Below are 19,943 nucleotides of genomic sequence, written 5' to 3' on the forward strand. Positions count from 1 at the left end.
GACCGTTATTCTTCAACGAAATCATGCCCTGGCCTGATGGCCCCGGCATGTGGGCATGGTCACAGGACAGCCGCCCGCGCCCTGGTTTCCCTACCCGGAACAAGGGGGTAACATGAACATTCCCGTCCCGGGAAGTGAATAGAACCGGTTCGGGGCCGGAAAGGTTAACCCTTTTGCCGGGGGGACTGTTCCGGGTCGGATCCCTGGGCGTGGGGGCCGGCCGCATCGGGGCCCGCATTGGGGCCATCGGCATCCGGGTCGGCCGGTGGCCCAGACGGCGGGGTGGGGGCCATGCCGGCCATGCTGCGGGCCAGGACCAGCCGGGCGCGGATCGTGACCCAGGCGCGGGCCAGTGGGCCCAGGCTGATGCCCTGGGCCAGCGGATCGCGCCGGCGCAGGCGCCCCGCCATCAGGCGGGCGGCATGCAGCAGCACGGCGGTTTCCATACGCAGGCCCGGGTCCCGCAGGGCGCCTGGCAGGGCGCGCGCGTGATCGAGCTGGCGGTCGATACGGTCCAGCATGCGGTCCAGCACCATGCGGATGGCCGGCGTCGCCCGATGTTCCACCAGATGTTCCGGGCTGGCGCCGACGGCGTCGAACCAGTCCAGGGGGAAATAGCAGCGGCCCAGCCGCACCCAATCGTCCCGGCATTCCTGCACCACGCGCAGCAGGCGGATGGCGGTGCACAGGGCGTCCGTCGCGGCCAACGCGTCGGCGCTTTCGCCATAAAGCTCCAGAAGGTGGTGACCGACCGGGTTCGCCGCCAGGCGGCAGGCCGCCAGCACGTCGCCCCAGGTCCGGGCGCGATAGCCTTCGGCGTCGCGGCGAAAGGCCTGCAGCAATTGGCGGGCGTGGAGGGAGGAGCCGCCGGTGATCGCCAGGCTGGCCTTCAGCTCCAGGGCCGGCCCCAGCCAGGAGGGCACGTTGCCGCCGCTGACCAGCGCGCGCTCCAGCGCGTCCAACTGGGCGATCTTGGCCTCCGGTTCCAGGTTGGCGTCGCCGGTGATGTCGTGCGCCAGCTTCAGGAAGGAGGCGAAGGCCGCCGCGTGGCGCCGCATGGCCTTGGGCACCCGCCGCAAGGCCGAGGCGTAGCCGCCCTGGACGGGCGGGCGGCGCTGGGCCGGGCGCGCGCGTCCGATGGCGGGCGGCTGGATACGGAAATCGGCCATGGTCGGTCCTCCGTCTCGGTGGCGATTGGCCCGGTGGCAGATGGGAGCACAGAGTGCCAGAGCTTGAACGCCGGATGAAGGGAAAGCAGCATGACGCCCACCGGCAATTCCGGGCAGGGCGTCCCTGCCGGCGGCACGACGCGCTGGTCAGGCACCCATCCGCCGGTCCATAAAGGCCCGCCTTTTTCCCGCCGGATGTGTCGCGCCATGGCCTCTTCAGCCCAGCCCACCCTGTCCTATTGTCTGGAAACCGTCCGCCGGCAGGACCCGGACCGCTTCCTGACCCTGTTGTTCGCCCCGGCGGACCGGCGCGAGGATCTGGCGGCGCTCTATGCCTTCAACCATGAGGTGGCGAAGACGCGCGAGGTGGTGACGGAGCCGATGCTGGGGCAAATCCGCCTGCAATGGTGGCGTGACAGCATCGCCGGTGTCTATGAGGGCGCACCCCGCCGGCATGAGGTGGTGCAGCCCCTGGCCCAGGCGGTGCGCCGCCATGACCTGGACCGCGCCCAGTTCGACCTGCTGGTGGACGCGCGTGAGGCCGACATGGATGACGAGGCGCCGGCCGACCTGTCCTGCCTGGTCAGCTATGCCGAAGTGACGTCCGCCCCGCTGGTGCGCCTGGCCCTTCAGGTTCTGGGAGTGGACCCGCAGGGGGCCGCCGCAACCGTGGCCGCGCATGTCGGTCGGGGCTGGGCCCTGGCCGGTATCCTGCGCGCCGTGCCCTTCCTGGCCCGTGCCCACCGGTCGCGCATGCCCGCGGATCTGATGCGCAAGCACGGCGCCGACGAGGCCCAGCTGTTCGAGCTGAAGCCCCAACCCGGGCTGGCCGCCGTGGCCAAGGAGATCGCGGACGCGGCGCGGGCGGAGCTGGCCGCCGCCCGGCGCCTGCGCGGAACACTGCCCCGCGCCGCCGTGCCCGCCCTGCTGCCGGCCCGCCTCGCCAGCCTGTCGCTGGATCGGCTGGCCAAGGCCGGCCACGACCCCCTGGCGCCGGAGCTGCTGCGCCCCGACGGCCTGCGCGCCGCCCGCCTGGCCTGGGCGGCCTTTAGTGGCCGGTGGTAGTTTTAAGGTTCCCTCAGATGCCGGGCGGCCGCATCCACGGCCTTGGCTATCCTCGATTTCCGGTCCGCCTTCGGCTTCCCAGAAATCTCCGGCGGCCCCGGTCGGGGCCTACAACGGCATGAGATGTCTCTCATGCCGTTGGCATCACCCTAACCACTCCGCCAGATCGGCCAGGGCACGGCGGGTATAGGCCAGCTTGCGCTCCTTGCCGCGCAGCTCCCGGCCGCGGGCGTCGCGCTCGGTGGGCGGGGGGAACAGGCCGAAATTCACGTTCATGGGCTGGAAGGTCTCGGCCTCCGCCCCGCCGGTGATGTGGCCCAGCAGGGCGCCCAAGGCGGTGGTGACGGGCGGCGGGACCGCGGGGCGGCCCAGGCGTTCGGCGGCGGCAAGGCGGCCGGCCATCAGCCCGACCGAGGCGCTTTCCACATAGCCCTCGCAGCCGGTGATCTGCCCGGCGAAGCGCAGGCGGGGCGCCGCCTTCAGCCGCAGCGTCGGGTCCAGCAGGCGGGGGCTGTTCAGGAAGGTGTTGCGGTGCAGGCCGCCCAGGCGGGCGAACTCCGCGTTCTCCAGCCCCGGGATCATGCGGAACACCCGCGTCTGGTCCGCGTACTTCATCTTTGTCTGGAAGCCGACCAGATTATAAAGCGTGCCCAGGGCGTTGTCCTGGCGCAGCTGGACGACGGCGTAGGGCCGGCGCTCATCATGCGGGTTGGTCAGGCCCACCGGCTTCATGGGGCCATAGCGCAGGGTGTCCAGGCCGCGCTCGGCCATGACCTCGATGGGCAGGCAGCCCTCGAAATAGGGCGTGTCCTTCTCCCATTCCTTGAACTCGGTCTTGGGGGCGTCGATCAGGGCCTGGATGAAGGCCTCGTACTGCGCCTTGTCCATGGCGCAGTTGATGTAATCCTTGCCCGTGCCGCCGGGGCCCACCTTGTCATAGCGCGACTGGAACCAGGCGCGGCTCAGGTCGATGCTGTCGAAATGGACGATGGGGGCGATGGCGTCGAAGAACGACAGTTGCGCCTCGCCCGTCAGTTCCAGGACGGCGGCGGCCAAAGCGGGGGAGGTGAGGGGGCCGGTGGCGACGATGACGCTGTCCCATTCCTCCGGCGGCAGGCCCGCGACCTCGTCCCGCACCACGGTCACCAGCGGATGGGCGGTCAGCGTGGCCGTCACCGCCTGGGCGAAGGCGTCACGATCCACCGCCAGCGCGCCGCCGGCCGGCACCTTGTGCTCATCCGCACAGGCCAGGATGAGGGAGCCGCAGCGCCGCATCTCCTCATGCAGCAAGCCCACCGCGTTGTACTCGTGATCATCGGACCGGAAGGAGTTGGAGCAGACCAGCTCGGCGAAATGCTCGGTCTGGTGCGCTTCCGTCCCCCGCACGGGCCGCATCTCATGCAGCACCACCGGCACCCCGGACTGGACCAGCTGCCAAGCGGCCTCGCTGCCGGCCATGCCGCCGCCGATGACGTGCACGGGGCCATTGGCGTTCGTGGATGTGGGGGTGTCGCTCATGACCAAAACCTTGCTTTCAACAAAACTGAAACCGCGTGCGGCCAAAGACGCCAGCCGGCGCCGTCCGTCAAGCCCCCCGGAAAAATGAGGCCGATGCGCTACCAGGAAAAAGCTACTTGCAATTCTCTGTCATATGTCAGAATTTACTGACACATGATTGATGGGGTTGACGCTTGTCCATTTCCGGAGATGCCCTGCTGACGATGCTGTCGGCGCTGGCCAGCCCGCACCGGCTACGGATCATGGCCACGCTCAGGGCGGAGGGCCGCAGCTATGTCAGCCAGTTGGCGCGACAGGTCGGCATCAGCCGCCCTCTGCTGCACCTGCACCTGCAGAAGCTGGAAGAGGCGGGGCTGGTCACCAGCCAGATGGAGCTGTCGCCGGATGGCAAGGCGCTGAACTTTTTCGCGGTGGCGGATTTCGCGGTGGAACTCACGCCGGACCTGCTGGTCCAGGCGGCGGCGACGCTCAGCGTCAAGTCCGAGTAATGGGCCAAGTCCGACTAATGGTTTGAACCCGAAGGGATAAGAGAATGTCGCCCAGCATCTATCTGCTCACCTTGATTCTGTTCTTCGGCACCTTCGTGCTGATCTTCGGCTTCAAGTACGTCTCCGCCGCCGTGGCGGCCCGCGCCAAGCTGGAGACGGAGGCCGGCTACCGGGCCCTGGCCGAGCGGGCGATCGCGGCGCAAGCCGAGACCCAGGCCGCCCTGGCGGCGCTGAAGGGCGACATGGCCAAGCTGGCCACCAGCCTGGCGGCCGTGGAGCGCATCCTGCGCGACGTGGAATAAGGCCCGGTCATCGGGCGCGTCAGAACGGGGAGGGGGAAAATGACGATATCGGTGTTTCGGCTTTATCTGCTGCGGGCGGGCTATCTATTGATCGCGTTGGGCATGGGGGGCTTGACCTGGCCGGAGATCCTGGACCCGGCGGTGGACTGGAACTTCAACCAGGGCGTGGTCCGTTGCATGTTGGGGGCGTTGACGGTGCTGTGCCTGCTGGGTGTGCGCTATCCGCTGCAGATGCTGCCCCTGCTGATGTTCGAACTGACATGGAAAATGATTTGGCTGGCGCGGGTGGCGCTGCCAGCCTGGACGTCTGGCCATATCGACGACGGCATGGCGGAAAACATCTTCGCGGTGGGCCTCGGCGCCATTTACTGGTTCATCATCCCCTGGCGCTATGTCATCGACCGCTATGTGACCCAGTCCGGCGACCGCTGGGCTTGGCGCTGAGGGCCGATGCCGGGCAGCGGGCACCTTACATCCGACACTCCTTATCCCTATGTATGGGGCGGGCATTGCGGCGGGCGCCGCCGCCATGCCATAGTGCCGCGCCTTAACGGGCGTCGGTATCGACTTCGCACTTAATTCAGGACACGGGACCCACCCATGGGCTCTTTCAGCATTTGGCATTGGCTGATCGTTCTTTTCATCGCTCTGCTGCTGTTCGGCAACCGTCTGCCCCGCATGATGGGCGACTTCGGCAAGGGCATTAAGAACTTCAAGGCCGGCCTGAACGAACAGGAAGAAGGCGGCGCGTCCGCGCCCCGCTCGATCGATGGCCACACGGACGCCTCGACGACCGCAGCGCCTAAGGATACCGTTTCCAAGGGCTGAGCCGCCGGTGGCCGGGCTTGGCCCGGTCGCGTGCAAGCGGATACGTCGTGCCGAACGGCCCGGGGTGCGTCAGCGCCCGGGGCCGTCTTTGGCCGATCTGGGGAATTGTCGGGAATAAGGCTCGCCGTCCATGTTCGACATCGCATGGTCCGAACTCGCGCTCATCGGGGTGGTGGCGCTGGTCGTCATCGGGCCCAAGGACCTGCCGGTCGCGCTTTACACGGCGGGGAAATGGATGCGCAAGGCGCGCCTGCTGGCCCGTGACTTCCAGTCTCATCTGGACGACATGGTGCGCCAGGCGGAGCTTGAGGATCTGCGCAAGCAGGCCCAGAAGGTGGCTCAGTTCGACCTGACGGCCGAGGTCACCAAGATGGTGGACCCGACCGACAGCGTGCGCCAGGCGTTGGAGATCAACCCCACCGCCTCGCTGACGGCGACCGAGGTCACGTCCGCGCCCACCGCGGCACCGGAGTTTGGAACGGTCGAGGACCATCCCGAGGTCAAGTCTGCCGAATCCGAATTGCCGGCCCCCGAGTTGCCGGCCATCGGTTCCCCCGCCATGCCCCTGATCCTGCCGGAATCGACGCCCGAGGCGGCGGCTGAGCCCGTGCCGGTGGCGCCGCCCCCGGTGACGCATGCCGATCCCGCTGGCGCCGAGGCGCCGGTCCCGACCAAATCCTGATAGGGCCAGCGCCCCATGGCCGATCCCACCCAAGACGAAATCGACGCCTCGCGCATGCCGCTGCTGGATCATTTGATCGAGCTGCGCAACCGCCTGATCATTTCCATATCGGCGCTGCTGGTCGCGTTCCTGGTCTGCTACCAGTTCGCCGCCCGCATCTACGGCTGGCTGCTGGTCCCCATGGTCAAGGCCTGGGGTGAACATGCCCCGGAGCATAAACTGATCTTCACCGCGCCCACCGAGGCCTTCTTCACCTATGTGAAGGTGTCTTTGTGGGCGGCGGCGCTGATCGCCTTTCCCATCATCGCCCAGCAGATCTGGAAGTTCGTGGCGCCCGGTCTGTACAAGCATGAGCGCAAGGCCTTCCTGCCCTTCCTATTGGCGACGCCGGTGCTGTTTTTGCTCGGCACCTGCATGGTTTATTTCTTCGTGATGCCCACGGCGCTCAGCTTCTTCCTGAGCTTTGAGCAGAAGGGCGGGGCAGGGGTTGTTCCCATCGTGGCCGAGACGCGGGTGGAGCAGTACCTGTCCTTCGCCATGTCGCTGATCTTCGCCTTCGGCATCGCCTTCCAGATGCCGGTGCTGCTCAGCCTGCTGGTGCGCGTCGGCATCCTGACAGCCGATCAGCTGGCGTCCAAGCGCCGCTACGCCATCGTGCTGATCTTCGTGCTGGCCGCCATCCTGACGCCGCCCGACCCCATCAGCCAGACCACGCTCGCGGCCCCCATGATCGTCTTGTACGAGGTATCGGTGTTCGCCGCCCGGCGCATCGAGCGCAGCCGGGCGCGGGAGCTGGCGAAGGCGGAGGCGGCGGAAAAGGCCGCGAGCGGCGAGGGCACGCCCGGCTGACGTCGGGCCTATAACGCCGGGGTGAGGCCAAAATGGTGGGGCGGGCTGGACCCCGGTGGGGCTTCCCGCTTATAAGTCGGTGACCAACGTCTAACCGTCTTCCAAGAAGCCTGCCATGCATGACCTCCGCGTTCTCCGCGACAATCCCGAAGCCTTTGACGGCGGCCTGGCCCGCCGCGGGTTGCCGCCCCAGTCCGCCGTCGTGCTGGACCTGGACGCCCGCCGCCGCGCGGCCCAGACGGCGCTTCAGGACATGCAGGCCCGCCGCAACGAGGCGTCGAAACTGATCGGCGCCTACAAGAAGGACGGCAAGGACGCCCAGCCGCTGATGGACGAGGTGGCCGGCCTCAAGGACCGCATGGCGGAGGCCGAGGCGACCGAGAAGGCGCTGTCGGAGGAACTGGACCGTCTGCTGTCGACCATCCCCAACCTGCCGGCCGCCGACGTGCCGCAGGGCAAGGACGAACACGACAATGTGGAGCGCCACCGCGTCGGCACGCCGCCGGTGATCGAAAACGCCAAGGAGCATTTCGACCTGGGCGAGGCGCTGGGCTTCATGGACTTCGGCGGCGCCGCCAAGCTGTCGGGTGCCCGCTTCACCGTCCTGAAGGGGCCGCTGGCCCGGCTGGAGCGGGCGCTGGGCGACTTCATGCTGGACACCCACACCCGGGAATTCGGCTACACCGAGGTGTCGCCGCCGCTGATGGTGCGGGACGAGGCCGCCTTCGGCACCGGGCAGTTGCCCAAGTTCGCCGAGGACCTGTTCCAGACCAACACCGGGCATTGGCTGATCCCCACCGCCGAGGTGCCGCTGACCAACCTGGTGGCCGACAGCATCCTGGATGCCGAGGAGCTGCCCCTGCGCATGACGGCGCGCACGCCCTGCTTCCGTGCCGAGGCGGGTGCTGCCGGCCGCGACACGCGCGGCATGATTCGCCAGCACCAGTTCTACAAGGTGGAAATGGTCAGCGTGACCACCCCCGACCAGTCGGCCGCCGAGCATGAGCGCATGACCGAGGCGGCGGAGACGGTGCTGAAGCGCCTGGGCCTGCCGTTCCGCACCGTCACCCTGTGCACCGGCGACATGGGCTTCAGCGCGTCCAAGACCTACGACATCGAGGTGTGGCTGCCCGGCCAGAACATGTACCGGGAGATCAGCAGCTGCTCCAACTGCGGCGACTTCCAGGCCCGTCGCATGAAGGCCCGCTGGCGCAACAAAGGCGACAAGAACACCCAGTTCGTTCACACCCTGAACGGTTCGGGTGTGGCGGTGGGCCGGGCCCTGCTGGCGGTGATGGAGAATTACCAGGAGGCCGACGGGTCCATTCGTGTGCCCGAGGTTCTGGTGCCGTACATGAACGGGCTGGAGCGCATCGTCCGTGGCTGAGGGCGCGCCGATGCGGGCCCCGGGGACGGAAGACCGCCCCCTGCGCATCCTCATCAGCAACGATGATGGTATCCACGCCCCCGGCCTGGCGGCGCTGGAACGCATCGCGCGGCAGTTGACCGACGACGTCTGGGTGGTGGCGCCGGATGCGGAGCAGTCCGCCGCCAGCCATTCGCTGACCATCCATCGTCCCTTGCGCATGAAGCGCCTGGCCGACCGGCGCTACACCGTGGACGGCACGCCCACCGACTGCGTCCTGCTGGCCGTGAACCACCTCATGGCGGATCATCGGCCGGACGTGGTGCTGTCCGGCGTCAACCATGGGCAGAACCTGGGCGAGGACGTGACCTATTCCGGCACCGTCGCCGCCGCCATGGAGGCGACCCTGCTGGGTGTTCGCGCCTTCGCCTTCAGCTTGCGCCTGCGCGATGGCCGGGACCCGGACTGGGCGACGGCGGAGCGGTGGGGGCCGGATGTCGTGCGCAAGGGGCTGGCGGTGGAGTGGCCCCGCCATGTCCTGCTGAACGTGAACTTCCCGGCCGTGGACCCGGACACGGTGGCCGGCATCCATGTCGTCCGCCATGCCAACCGCAAGGCCGGGGATGATTTGTTCGAGCGCATGGACCCGCGCGGCCGGCCCTATTTCTGGATCGGCGCCGCCCGGGGGCTGGACCAGGTGCCGGAAGACACGGATGTCCATGTGGTGGAGGCGCTGGGCGGCATTTCCGTCACGCCCGTCCACCTGGACCTGACGCACTATGAGACCTTGAAGCGGCTGGAGGGGGTATTCGGGTGAGCAGCGCCGCGCGCAAAATCCGTCTGTTGATGCTGTTGCGCCGCAATGGCGTGAACAGCACGGACGTTTTGCGCGCCATGGAGCTGATCCCGCGGGAGGTGTTCGTGCCCCCGACCTTCCACGACCAGGCCTATGAGGACACGGCGCTGCCCATCGGTCATGGCCAGACCATCAGCCAGCCCATGGTGGTCGGCCTGATGACCCAGGCCCTGCACCTGAACGATCGCCTGAAGGTGCTGGAGATCGGCACCGGCTCCGGCTACCAGGCGGCGGTGCTGGCCAAGATGGCCCGCCGGGTCTACACCATCGAACGTCACCGCCCCCTGTTGGCGGAGGCGGAGTCGCGGTTCCAGGCCCTGCGCCTGCACAACATCACGGCGCGCCATGGCGACGGCATGCGCGGATGGCCCCAGGCGGCGCCCTTCGAGCGCATCCTGGTGACCGCGGGCGGCGGTATGGACCCTCCGCCGGACCTGATGGACCAGCTTGCGGTGGGGGGCATCATGGTCATACCTTTGGGACCCGACCGGCGTAGCCTGCATGTCGTGCGCCTGCGCAAGACGGAAACCGGGGTGGAGCGGGAACAGCTGTGGCCGGTTCGGTTCGTTCCGCTGTTGCCCGAGGTTCCGGCCGAACCGGGTGCCGCGGTGTCGAACGGGGGGATGCCGGGGGATATGCCGCCGCCGGCCCTAATTCCGCCCGACTTTTCCGACGTAATCCATCAGCGGGCGTGATGCCTTACCTCGAACGAAAAAGTGCGATGGCCTTGACGATTTTCCGCCCGACGACTGTCGCCGCCTTCGCGGCCGAGGCCGTTGATGCTCCGATTGCCGGTGCCGCGCCCGGCCTGTCCCGGTTGATCATGCGGGGCGCCCTCGCGGGTGCCCTGCTTGTCGGCTTGTCCGCCTGCGCCAGCCGGTCGGAGCCGCCGGCCCCCGTGGTCACGCCGCCGCCCACGCCGTCCAACGTCATCTTCGTCTCCAAGGGCGAGACGATTTATGACGTCGCCAAGCGCTACAACGTGCCTCTGCGGGACCTGATCGATGAGAACCACCTGCAACCGCCCTACACCGTGACGGCGGGGCAGCGGCTGGTGGTGCCCACGCCGCATACCTACGTGATCAAGCCAGGCGACACCCTCTATGGCATCGCCCGCACTTTCAACGTGGACAGCAATGAGTTGGCGCGGCTCAACAACCTGGGACCGCCCTACCTGCTGCGCGTGGGGCAGACGCTGAACCTGCCGCATTCGGGTGCCGCGCCGGGCTGGACGCCGCCGGTGGTGGCTGAAGCGCCGCCGCCGGTGGCCGCACCCCGGCCAGGTGTGACGACGGCGGGCCGCGCGCCGGTCACGGTCGCGCCCCCGTCGGCAGCGGCACCTCCCCCGGTCACCGCCGCCCCCCGCCGGTCGGTGGAAAGCCAGGTCTTGTCCTCCCCGTCGGCGTCGGCCCCATCGGCTTCGGCCCCGTCGTCGGCACCGCTTCCCACCGGCAGCACCGGCGCGGCCATTCCACCCGGCGCCACGGCGGCGCCGGCGGCCCGCTGGGCGCCTGTCACACCGGGCGCCTCGTCCGAACCCACCGACACGCCGTCGGCCGCCGTTCCAACCGCCGCCGCCCCGGCGCCGACCCGCTCCCCGGCGTCGGCGGCCCCGCCGGCCGTGGTCGCGGCGGTGCCGGCGGTTCCCCGGCGCCCGAGGCGCCTGCGCCCGCGCCCAAGTCGGGCACGCGCTTCCTGTGGCCGGTGACGGGGCAGGTGATCTCCACCCACGGACCGAAGCCGGGTGGCCAGTACAACGACGGCATCAACATCGCGGCCCCCACGGGGACGCCGGTGGTGGCGGCCGATGCCGGCGTCGTCAAATACGCGGGCAACCAGTTGCGCGGCTTCGGCAACCTGGTCCTGATCCAGCACGCCGATGGCCTGGTCACCGCCTATGCCCAGTTGGACCAGATCATGGTGGAGGCGGGCGCCAAGGTGGCGCGTGGCCAGCGCATCGGCACCGTGGGGGCCACCGGCAACGTGACCAGCCCGCAACTGCACTTCGAGGTGCGGGCGCCGGGTAATAAGGTCTTGGATCCCATGGAGGTTTTGGACCCGGGGAAAGGGGGGCGCTGACCCGGTCATCCCTGCCTAGCGGGGCTCTGCATGATGACGAGGGCGGCAGATTTTGCCGCCCTTGCCATTTCCAGCAGTTTGCAAAAATACGAATGATTCCAGCGGTATAATCCGCCACCCCGGTTGGCCCGGGCTTTGCGTAGGGAGGGACGGATCGGCCATGGGGGCCGGTCCCCTGCGCGGAAGTCCCCGCCACCGAGGCCCGGTCCCATGAGTTTGTTCAGCGCGCTGAATACGGCCGCCAATAGCCTGAATGTCATTCAGGCCGGCATCCAGGTCGTTTCAGAGAACATGAACAACGCCAATAGCGCGGATCGTACGAAACACACCGTTTCGCAAACGACCGATCCGTTGAGCGGCGTCAGCATCTCGCAGTATTCGCGCTCGGTGGATGCGGCCCTGCAGGCGCAGTTGCACGGGACCACGTCCGAGAACGGGATGCAGCAGGTGCTGTCCCAGTACATGGGGCAGATCGGAAACCTGCTGGGCAGCACCCTCTCGAATTCGGCCAGTGACACGGCCACGCCCAAGCTGACCCAGGCGTTCCAGGACTTCACCTCTTCCCTGCAGGCCCTGTCGGCCGCGCCCGAAAACGCCGTGGCCCAGAACCAGGTGGTGCAGAAGGCCCAGGCCCTGGTCCAGACCATCCACACCCTCTCGGCGGGTGTCGACCAGATGGCGACGCAGGCAAAGAGCGACATCGCCCAGACCGTGACGTCCATCAACACCGATCTCACCCAGATCGACCAGTTGAACGCCACCATCTCCGATCTGAAATCCACCAACCAGCCGACAGCCGATTTCGAGGACCAGCGCGACGCGACGCTGCGCGACCTGGCCTCCAAGATCAACATCCGCACCACCTTGCGCGATGACGGCTCCATCGCCGTGTTCACCCCCACGGGCGCCACCCTGGTGGACGGTACGGCCACCCAGCTGAGCTATGACAAGGGCGTGATCTCCGGTGCGGGCGGCGCCGACATCACCGCCGCGGTCAGCAGCGGCAAGCTGGGCGGCCTGCTGGATCTGGTGGCCGACAATTCCCCGGCACCCGCCAGCAGCGACCCGACCACCGAGGTGTTCCGCAAACTGAAGTCGCAGCTGGACGCCATCTCCAGCGCGCTCACCGGCACCACCCAGGCGGGTCAGCCCACCAGCATCACTGACGCCTATAACCAGGCCGGCCCCACCAACGATGGTGAGCTGGAAAGCGGCCTGTTCACCGGCAGCGATGCCGGCACCCTGGCCGTCAACAAATCCCTGCTGAACGGGACGAAGACCATCAAGCAATCGGCGGTCAACGCCATGGTCAGCGCCATGACGGCGACCGGCCGCACGCTGACGGCCGATGGCCTGACCCTGAACAACGTCAGCTATGGCGGCATGGGCGACCAGGTGGCCAGCAACTGGTCCACCATCCAGTCCAATGTCAGCACCCAGGCCACCACCACCGCCTCTTTCATGACCAGCCTGCAGACGCGCTACGCCAGCTCGACCGGGGTCAACATGGATGAGGAGGTCGCGAACCTTCAGGTCCTTCAGCGCAACTACTCGGCAACCGCCCGGGTGATCTCGGTCATCGGGCAGATGTTTGACGCTCTTTCGCAGGCCGTGACATGACCATCTCCCGTGTGAGCTCTTACGGCAATTACCTGTCGCTGCTGAACGGCATCAATGGGTCTTCGTCGACCCTGGCCGATTTGCAGCAGCAGTTCAATTCCGGCATCAAGTCGCAGGACCTGTCCGCCTATGGCACGCAGGCCAGCCAGCTGCTTTCCCTGAAGGCCCAGTACGCCCAGCATACCGGCTACGCCACCGCCGTGACCATGGCGACCACCCAGGTGAACGCCACCGAAAAGGCGTTGAGCTCCATGCAGACCATCGTGTCCAGCCTGTTGAGCTCGGCCAACATTCCGGCCGGCGCCGGCAATCCCACCGTATCCGCCGTCACCTCGTCCAACAGCGGCAACCTCGGCCTGGCGGTGGACACGACCAAGTCCGTGTTCAACAGTTCCGCGACCTATACGGTCAGCGCCGTGCCGTCCAACTCCGGCAAATCCGGCAGCTATGACGTCACCGTCAGCGACGGCATGGGCGGCGTCTCGACCAAGACCCTGAACCTCAACACCATCCCGCCCGATGACGGTCAACAAACCTTCCAGATTTCGGGCGGGCCCGGCGACGGCGCCTCTGTCGCGCTCAACATCAACCAGCTGAAGGGCACGGGCAGCGCCAGTTTCACGGTGGGGTATCCCGACCTGGCGGCCCCCAAGGCCCTCCTGCAGGGGGCCTTGACCCAGCTGTCCAGCCTGCTGAACACCAAAGCCGGCGATCGCTATATCTTCTCGGGCAGCCGCTACGATACCCAGCCGGTGGGCGACCTGTCGGCGACCAAGCAGGTCACCAAGATGACCTTCAACGGCACGCTGGGCGTGGCTGGCGACACCTACGAAATGTATGTGGGCGACAAGCGCTACACCTATGTGACCACGGGCAGCGAGACCAGCCCGTCCGACATCCTCAACGGCCTGGCGGCCCAGATCAACGGCCCTAACCAGACCCTGATGGGCAATGGGCAGAAGGCCAACCCGCCGGTGACGGCCGCCGTGTCCGGCAACGTGCTGACCCTGACGGGCATGGACGCGGGCTATACCTTCAACGCCCAGTCCAACGTCTATTCCCAGCCGGGTTACCTGAATTCGGTCAACGGCGCCGCCACGCCGACCACGGCCTATACGCCCGCGACGACCGATGGCAAAGACGGGGTCTATGCCCAGTTCATGACCCAGCAGGCCATCGCGGCCGATCCCACCGCCACGCCCCCGGTCGCCGGCCAGCAGCAGATTGACCAGGTGAATCTGAACGGCGGCAGCGTGGATGTGGGTGACGTCTTCACCATCACCATGGGCAACCGCAACACCATCCAGGTGATCAGCGACGACGCCAACCCGGCCAACAACACGAGCTATGACAAGGTCGGAAGCCCAGCCACCTACAGTTATGTCATGACCGCGGCGGATATCGCCGCCGCCAAGGCCGACCCCAACGGCCCCATGAATTTCGTGGCCAACAAGCTGGCGGGCCTGGTCAATGCCGATCCGCAGCGGTCGGCTGACGCCGCCGTGACGGCCAACCCGCCGCTGAGCGCCCAGCTGACGCTGACCGGAACCGGGACCCAGCGTTTCGCGACCACGGCGACGGTGCAGAACAACACCAACCAGAACAGCTTCACCACCAACACGCTGGACCCGTTCCAGGACGCCACGTCGTTCAGCACCGGCATCACCACCCCGCCGAACCTGCCGGTGTATGACACGCAGTACAGCAGCGGGGCGCAGAACACCGCCGCCTATGCCAGCAGCAGCCTGAACGTGGATGACAGCACCACCGCGACCTACGGCATCAGCTCCAACGATCCGGCCATCCAGAACCTGATCATCGGGATCAAGCAGATGCTGTCCGCGGTCAGCAACCCGGGCACCTACACGTCGATGATGAGCACCGCGCGCTCCACCATCATCCAGGCCCAGGGACAAATTCGGCAGCTGGATGCCAGCACGGTGAACGTGCAGAGCGTCCTCGGCACCGCCGCGACCAACCATAAGAACGCCCTGGCCGACATCGAAAACCAGATCGGCAATATCCAGAACGTCGACCCGACGACTGTGGCAGCACAATTGCAAGCGGCTTTGAACCAGCAGCAAGGCGCCTATACCGTCGCCGGCAAAATCGCCTCCCTTTCCCTTGTCAACTTCCTGAGCTGAGGAGATCCCCCATGAACGCTTACACGCCTGCCCAAGCCTTCGCCGCCGCCACCGTCGCCGCCGCCCCGGTGAATGACGAGGCCCAGCGCGCCCGCCTGTTCGACCAGTTCAACGCCTATTGGGTGAACGCCGCCAGCGAGGGCGTGCCCTATGACACCATCGGCACCATGTCCGTGATGGCCTCCATCTACGGCATCCTGGCCAAGTACGGTAAGACCACCACCGCCGAATACCTGGAAATCCTGGCTGAAAGCGTTCGCTCCGGCGAGTTCTCGGTGACGCAAGGCGTCTGATCCCGATCTCCGACGCGACAAGGTCCAAAAGGGACCACGGGTTCAAAAGGAACCCACAGGAACGGACCAGGAAAAGGCCGGGCCGGTCTCCCCAAAAGGGGGAGGACCAGCCCGGCCTTCCTTGTTTATGGTCCCCGCTTACGGCCCCTGATGGGCCATGCGTGTGACCCGGAAGAAACGGCCGGGTGCGGCCTGCGGTAGGTAAAAATGCCCTGGTGCCACGCCTTCACGGCACTTGCTGCCGGGCGGCCCTTCAGCGCCAACAGCATCTGGGCGGGCAAGAAAGTTCAGAAAAAACCTATCTAAATTAAGGAGTTGTCCGGCTCCGCGCCCTGCGCCTCACCTCCGCCGCACGATGTTGGGTGCTTCGGCGGCATTGTTCGCAATCTGGCATCCATCTTGCTTTCCTGGAGTGTCAGATACGCAACCGCTCTTTTCTGGGAGCCAGCACCATGAGCATTTTCGGCTCGATGTCCGTCGGCATTTCCGGTTTGCAGGCGCAGTCCACCGCGCTCAGCAACATTTCCGACAACATCGCGAACGCCCAGACCACGGGCTTCAAGCGCATCGACACATCGTTCGAATCCCTGGTCATCTCGGCCAGCAGCACGCAATATCAGGCGGGTGGTGTTCACGCCGCGCCCAACTACATCAACAACGTGTCGGGCACCATCTCCACCTCCGACACGCCCACCAACATCGCCATCCGGGGCAACGGCTTCTTCAGCGTCAGCAAGCTGACGACGGTGAATGGAACGACGACGGCATCGACCGAGCGCTTCTACACCCGGGACGGCAGCTTCTCGCTGAACTCGACCCGCACCCTGGTCAACAATTCCGGCTTCGCCCTGAACGGTTTCTCTTACGACAGCACCACGGGTCTGTTCGCCACCTCCGCCACGCCGGTGCAGGTGACGTCGGATATCGACAGCCCGGTGCCGACCAAGGAAATCGACCTCAAGGCCAACCTGCCGTCCAACCCCTCGGGCGGTATCACACCGACCCAGATCCAGGTGTTCGACAGCGCGGGTACCGCCCATAACCTGAACCTGTCGTGGCGCCAGGGCAACACCGACGGGACGTGGCAGTTGGGTGTCACCGCCGATGGCAGCCAGGGCTCCCAGCCCATCCAATCCCTGCTCAGCACCGGCTTCCCCGCCGCCATCACCGAATCCAGCCTGCTGACCGGCAAGAACGACCGAGCCCAGATCACGGACGTGACGTTCGCCACGGCGGCGACCTCGCCCGCGGTTGGCTTCAACGTCGGCGACACCTATTCGGTGGTGATCAACGGCACGACCTATAGCCAGAGCCTCACCCAGGCCAACGCCGCTCAGTTCAGCGGGATGAAAGACATCGCGCAAGCCCTGGCCGACAAGATTAACGGTGCCGACACCTCTTCCGGTGTGCTGGCCACCGTGACGTCGACGGGCGACCTGCGCCTGAGCGCGAAAACGGCGGGCACGCCCTTCACCTTGGATCAAAGTGTGACGGCGGGTGCCATCACCACGCACACCTTCACCGATACCCTGGTGCAGAGCGCCACGGCGACCACCAAGGAAATCCACACGTCTACCTTCGTCGGCAACACCATCAACATCGACGACGTGTACAGCATGAACGTCAACGGCACGGCGTATTCCGTCCGTGTGACGCCACAGAACATCAGTTCGCTGTCCAACATCACCGGCGTGGTGCAGAAGCTGGCATCGCTGATCAACCAGGACTCCGCCACCACCGGGCTAACGGCCACCCCGTCCAACGGCACCGTCACCGTGACGGCGTCCAACCCCAACGTCGCCTTCACCCAGACGTCCAATGCGGTTGACTCGGCTGGCCTGACCAACACGGCGACCCAGTCAACCTACACCGGCAACATTACCGGTTCCAAAGAGGTCGAGAAAATCAGCCTCACCGGTCAGCCGGGTGACGTGGGCACCACCTACAGCCTCACCATCCAGTCGCCGCAGGCCAAGACGGTGACGCCCGTCCAGACGCTGAACGCCGGTGCGCCGACCGATTACACCTATGACTTCGCCACGCCTTACGGCAGTACGGCGCCGGCTGTGGGGCAGCTCTACAGCATCACGCTGGGGACTTCGACCTATAACATCCAGATGACCAACTCCAACATCGCCAACTATCCGGACGTGGCGTCGGTGGTCACCGATCTGGCGGCCAGGGTCACGGCGGACACCAATTCCCCCTTCAGCGTTGTCTCGTCGACGGGTGGTGTCCTGCAACTGGCGACCAAGGTCAATGACGCCCAGTTGTCCACCACCCAGGTGGTGCCGCAAAGCTTCTCGCAGGCGATCAGCTACACCACCGACGGCACTGAAACCAGTCTGAGCGACATCAGCGGCAAGCTGGCGGCCAAGATCAACGCCATCTCCGGCATCCCGGTGCAGGCCACCTCTTCCGGCGGCACGATCACCCTGACCGGCAATACCAACGCCTCCGCCTTCTATACCAGCATCCCCGGTGGCTCGACCGCGTTGACGCCGGGCGTGGTGGTCGGCAAGACGCCGGGCCATATCAGCCTGACCTTCGGTGGCACGCTGTCTGATGGCACCACTGCCGCGGCCGGCACGCTCAGCCACATGGACACCGCGTCGATCGGTACCGGCAATGCCACCGTCAGCGCCGACCAGAGTTCCGGCTCCGCCGCGCAGGTGGGCTTTGATTTCGACTTCGGCTATGGCCTGCAACACATCGTGTTGAACCTCGGCAACTTCGGTGAGGCATCCGGCCTGACGCAGTTCGACGGCAGCAGCATTAACGTCACCTCCAAGGTGCAGGACGGCAGCCCGGCCGGTACTTTCAAGGACGTGCAGATCAACGCCGACGGCACCGTGCTGGCCAACTACGACAACGGTCGCCAGCGCACCATCGCCAAGGTTCCGGTCGTGCTGTTCAACAACCCGGATGCCCTGTCGCGTTCCACCGGCAACGTCTTCACCGAGACGGTGGACAGCGGCAAGGCCCGCTTCAACGACACGGGCGTCAACGGTGCCGGTGACATCGCCTCGGGCAGCTTGGAAGGATCGAACGTCGATATCGCGTCGGAGTTCACCCAGCTGATCGTGGCGCAGCGCTCCTACACCGCCAACACCAAGGTCATCACCACCGCCGACGACCTGCTGCAGGACACCATCAACCTGAAGCGCTAAGGCCTGATGGCCCAGGCGCGGCGCAGCGCCGCCGCCCTGGGCCTGGCGGTCCTTTCCATCAAGCACCAAGCGCTCCGCCGTCCGCCTCCCGACCGGGGGCGGGCGGCTTTGTCTTGCGTGGCCGCGCGCGCGGTGCTGAAATGGTTGCATTATTAAAACCAATGCGACCGTATCGGCATGTCCGCCCTTGGTGGCATTTCTGCGTCGCCCGTCTGGGCACGCGCCTTGACCGGCCCAGCGCCCGCCACCACCACGGCGGGGCAGGCGACACCCGTGTCCGCCGCCAGGGCGTCCAGTCAGGCGAATCCCTACAGCGTCAAAGGCCAGCCCCCCGCTGGGGCAGGGGGTGGGGCAGGGGGTGGGGGTGCCACCGGCGCCAGCACCAAGCTGACGGACGCGCAACAGCAGCAGGTCGACAAGCTTAAGGTCGTTGATCGTTCCGTACGGGCCCATGAGGCGGCGCACAAGGCGGCCGGCGGCCCCTATGCCGGATCGGAAAGCTTCACCTTCACCACCGGGCCCGATGGCCAGCACTATGCCACCGCGGGCGAGGTGGCCATCGACATCGGTTCGGTCCAGGGCGATCCGCAAGCCACCATCGCCAAGCTGGAAACGGTACGCCGCGCGGCCCTGGCGCCCGCCGACCCGTCTGGCCAGGACCGTGCCGTGGCCGCCCAGGCGGAGGCGGGGATTGTCGCCGCGCAAGGGGAGGCGGCCAAGCAGAAGACGCGGTCGAAGGATGGACAGGGCGACGCCCCATCCCCGGATGCCCTTACCGGGGATAGCAATACGACATCCACTGGCCCGCAGGGGGCGGGGGTGGGAACAGGGGGCGTCACCAGCCGTCAAGGGGCGGCTGCCTATCGCAAGACCCAAGGGGCGATCGATGCCGGAATCGTGCAGGCCGCCCAGGCCGCGGCGGCACAGCCCTTGGCGCTTTTCGCGTGACGCCACCCCACCCCACGCCCGCCAATACCGAAGACAGGCGCTGGCCCGCGGGATAATTCCCCGGCCGTAACACGGTGTCGTTACGGGTAAGGCGCTCTACTGCGCGTTATAGCGCAGGGCGCAAATCTTGGTGGCCATGTCAGCCATCACGGCCCCACCCTGATCTTTGGCCAACGCGGTGGCCTCATCGCACTTATGCTGCTCGATCAAGCTGTCAACGCGTTGCGCGACATTCGTCAGGCGAGCCTTGGTTGCCGCTGTCATCCCCGTCGGCTCAGGTCCGCGGGGGGTGAAGGGACCATAATATCTGTTGAGATCCGGGGTGGCCGGCACCTGCCGCGCTTGGGTGTTGACCGTGGGCCCGGAGCCGCCTCCAGAAGCCGCGAACGCGGGGGCGGTCGAGGCGATGATGGCTGTTGTCATCAGTACGCAGGCCAGGGTCTTCATGGGTCAGCCCCCCAGGTCGTCATGCGGTGGCAGTCACACGGGTAATCGCACCTTTATTGCAGCCACAGGATGCGGCTTTCGTTGCGCTTTTGTCAAAGGGGATTGTGGGATGCCGCATA

At 66.7% G+C, this 19,943-nt stretch carries 20 protein-coding genes; 17 read left to right on the top strand and 3 right to left on the bottom strand.

Annotated features, from left to right (window positions below):
* Positions 1-164: 164 nt before the first annotated feature.
* Positions 165-1,169 carry a squalene/phytoene synthase family protein gene (locus ULB03_RS14705; protein ID WP_322483895.1) on the bottom strand — a complete coding sequence of 335 codons (1,005 nt, stop codon included), beginning with the start codon at positions 1,167-1,169 and terminating at the stop codon, positions 165-167.
* 207 nt (positions 1,170-1,376) lie between these two features.
* Here ULB03_RS14705 and ULB03_RS14710 point away from each other — a divergent pair, with 207 nt between their 5' ends.
* Complete coding sequence (locus ULB03_RS14710; RefSeq protein WP_322483896.1) at positions 1,377-2,234, top strand: phytoene/squalene synthase family protein; 858 nt, start codon at positions 1,377-1,379, stop codon at positions 2,232-2,234.
* Between the two features lie 144 nt (positions 2,235-2,378).
* Here ULB03_RS14710 and trmFO read toward each other — a convergent pair whose 3' ends face one another.
* A complete protein-coding gene (trmFO, locus tag ULB03_RS14715) occupies positions 2,379-3,752 on the bottom strand; it encodes a methylenetetrahydrofolate--tRNA-(uracil(54)-C(5))-methyltransferase (FADH(2)-oxidizing) TrmFO (RefSeq protein WP_322483897.1) in 1,374 nt (457 codons plus the stop codon).
* Positions 3,753-3,925: 173 nt separating this feature from the next.
* Between trmFO and ULB03_RS14720 the strand changes: the two genes are divergently transcribed.
* From ULB03_RS14720 to ULB03_RS14795, 16 genes are all read left to right on the top strand, one after another.
* Entirely contained in the window at positions 3,926-4,240 is a 315-nt protein-coding gene (locus tag ULB03_RS14720) for an ArsR/SmtB family transcription factor (RefSeq protein WP_322483898.1), read from the top strand.
* 44 nt (positions 4,241-4,284) lie between these two features.
* Positions 4,285-4,542 (top strand): hypothetical protein, encoded by a 258-nt coding sequence (locus ULB03_RS14725; RefSeq protein WP_322483899.1) that lies wholly within the window; start codon positions 4,285-4,287, stop codon positions 4,540-4,542.
* Between the two features lie 39 nt (positions 4,543-4,581).
* A complete protein-coding gene (locus ULB03_RS14730) occupies positions 4,582-4,986 on the top strand; it encodes a hypothetical protein (RefSeq protein ID WP_322483900.1) in 405 nt (134 codons plus the stop codon).
* A gap of 156 nt (positions 4,987-5,142) precedes the next feature.
* Entirely contained in the window at positions 5,143-5,370 is a 228-nt protein-coding gene (locus tag ULB03_RS14735) for a Sec-independent protein translocase subunit TatA (RefSeq protein ID WP_145730901.1), read from the top strand.
* Between the two features lie 130 nt (positions 5,371-5,500).
* Positions 5,501-6,052 carry a Sec-independent protein translocase protein TatB gene (gene tatB / locus ULB03_RS14740; protein WP_322483901.1) on the top strand — a complete coding sequence of 184 codons (552 nt, stop codon included), beginning with the start codon at positions 5,501-5,503 and terminating at the stop codon, positions 6,050-6,052.
* A gap of 15 nt (positions 6,053-6,067) precedes the next feature.
* Positions 6,068-6,901, top strand: a complete 834-nt coding sequence (tatC, locus tag ULB03_RS14745; protein WP_322483902.1) for a twin-arginine translocase subunit TatC — start codon at positions 6,068-6,070, stop codon at positions 6,899-6,901.
* A gap of 115 nt (positions 6,902-7,016) precedes the next feature.
* On the top strand, positions 7,017-8,288 hold the full coding sequence (serS, locus tag ULB03_RS14750; protein ID WP_322483903.1) for a serine--tRNA ligase: 1,272 nt from the start codon (positions 7,017-7,019) through the stop codon (positions 8,286-8,288).
* Positions 8,289-8,298: 10 nt separating this feature from the next.
* Positions 8,299-9,084 carry a 5'/3'-nucleotidase SurE gene (gene surE, locus ULB03_RS14755; protein WP_322485209.1) on the top strand — a complete coding sequence of 262 codons (786 nt, stop codon included), beginning with the start codon at positions 8,299-8,301 and terminating at the stop codon, positions 9,082-9,084.
* On the top strand, positions 9,081-9,818 hold the full coding sequence (locus ULB03_RS14760) for a protein-L-isoaspartate(D-aspartate) O-methyltransferase (protein WP_322483904.1): 738 nt from the start codon (positions 9,081-9,083) through the stop codon (positions 9,816-9,818). Before surE ends, ULB03_RS14760 begins: the two co-directional genes overlap by 4 nt.
* A gap of 26 nt (positions 9,819-9,844) precedes the next feature.
* Positions 9,845-10,831: a LysM peptidoglycan-binding domain-containing protein gene (locus tag ULB03_RS14765; protein ID WP_322483905.1), complete on the top strand. Its 987-nt coding sequence runs from the start codon at positions 9,845-9,847 to the stop codon at positions 10,829-10,831.
* A gap of 8 nt (positions 10,832-10,839) precedes the next feature.
* On the top strand, positions 10,840-11,202 hold the full coding sequence (locus ULB03_RS14770) for a M23 family metallopeptidase (RefSeq protein WP_322483906.1): 363 nt from the start codon (positions 10,840-10,842) through the stop codon (positions 11,200-11,202).
* Positions 11,203-11,412: 210 nt separating this feature from the next.
* Positions 11,413-12,822: a flagellar hook-associated protein FlgK gene (gene flgK / locus ULB03_RS14775; RefSeq protein ID WP_322483907.1), complete on the top strand. Its 1,410-nt coding sequence runs from the start codon at positions 11,413-11,415 to the stop codon at positions 12,820-12,822.
* The gene (locus ULB03_RS14780) at positions 12,819-14,966 is read left to right on the top strand and encodes a hypothetical protein (RefSeq protein WP_322483908.1); all 2,148 of its coding nucleotides are present in this window, start codon (positions 12,819-12,821) and stop codon (positions 14,964-14,966) included. Before flgK ends, ULB03_RS14780 begins: the two co-directional genes overlap by 4 nt.
* An 11-nt stretch (positions 14,967-14,977) precedes the next feature.
* The gene (locus ULB03_RS14785; protein WP_322483909.1) at positions 14,978-15,259 is read left to right on the top strand and encodes a hypothetical protein; all 282 of its coding nucleotides are present in this window, start codon (positions 14,978-14,980) and stop codon (positions 15,257-15,259) included.
* Between the two features lie 452 nt (positions 15,260-15,711).
* The gene (locus ULB03_RS14790; protein ID WP_322483910.1) at positions 15,712-18,429 is read left to right on the top strand and encodes a flagellar hook-basal body complex protein; all 2,718 of its coding nucleotides are present in this window, start codon (positions 15,712-15,714) and stop codon (positions 18,427-18,429) included.
* A gap of 225 nt (positions 18,430-18,654) precedes the next feature.
* The gene (locus tag ULB03_RS14795) at positions 18,655-19,377 is read left to right on the top strand and encodes a putative metalloprotease CJM1_0395 family protein (RefSeq protein ID WP_322483911.1); all 723 of its coding nucleotides are present in this window, start codon (positions 18,655-18,657) and stop codon (positions 19,375-19,377) included.
* A 96-nt stretch (positions 19,378-19,473) separates the two neighbouring features.
* On the opposite strand, the gene ULB03_RS14800 is transcribed toward ULB03_RS14795, so the two are convergent.
* Positions 19,474-19,824, bottom strand: coding sequence for a hypothetical protein (locus tag ULB03_RS14800; protein ID WP_322483912.1), 351 nt, complete (start codon positions 19,822-19,824; stop codon positions 19,474-19,476).
* Positions 19,825-19,943 lie beyond the last annotated feature (119 nt).

This window comes from Nitrospirillum goiasense (genome assembly GCF_034427435.1).
Classification (GTDB): domain Bacteria; phylum Pseudomonadota; class Alphaproteobacteria; order Azospirillales; family Azospirillaceae; genus Nitrospirillum.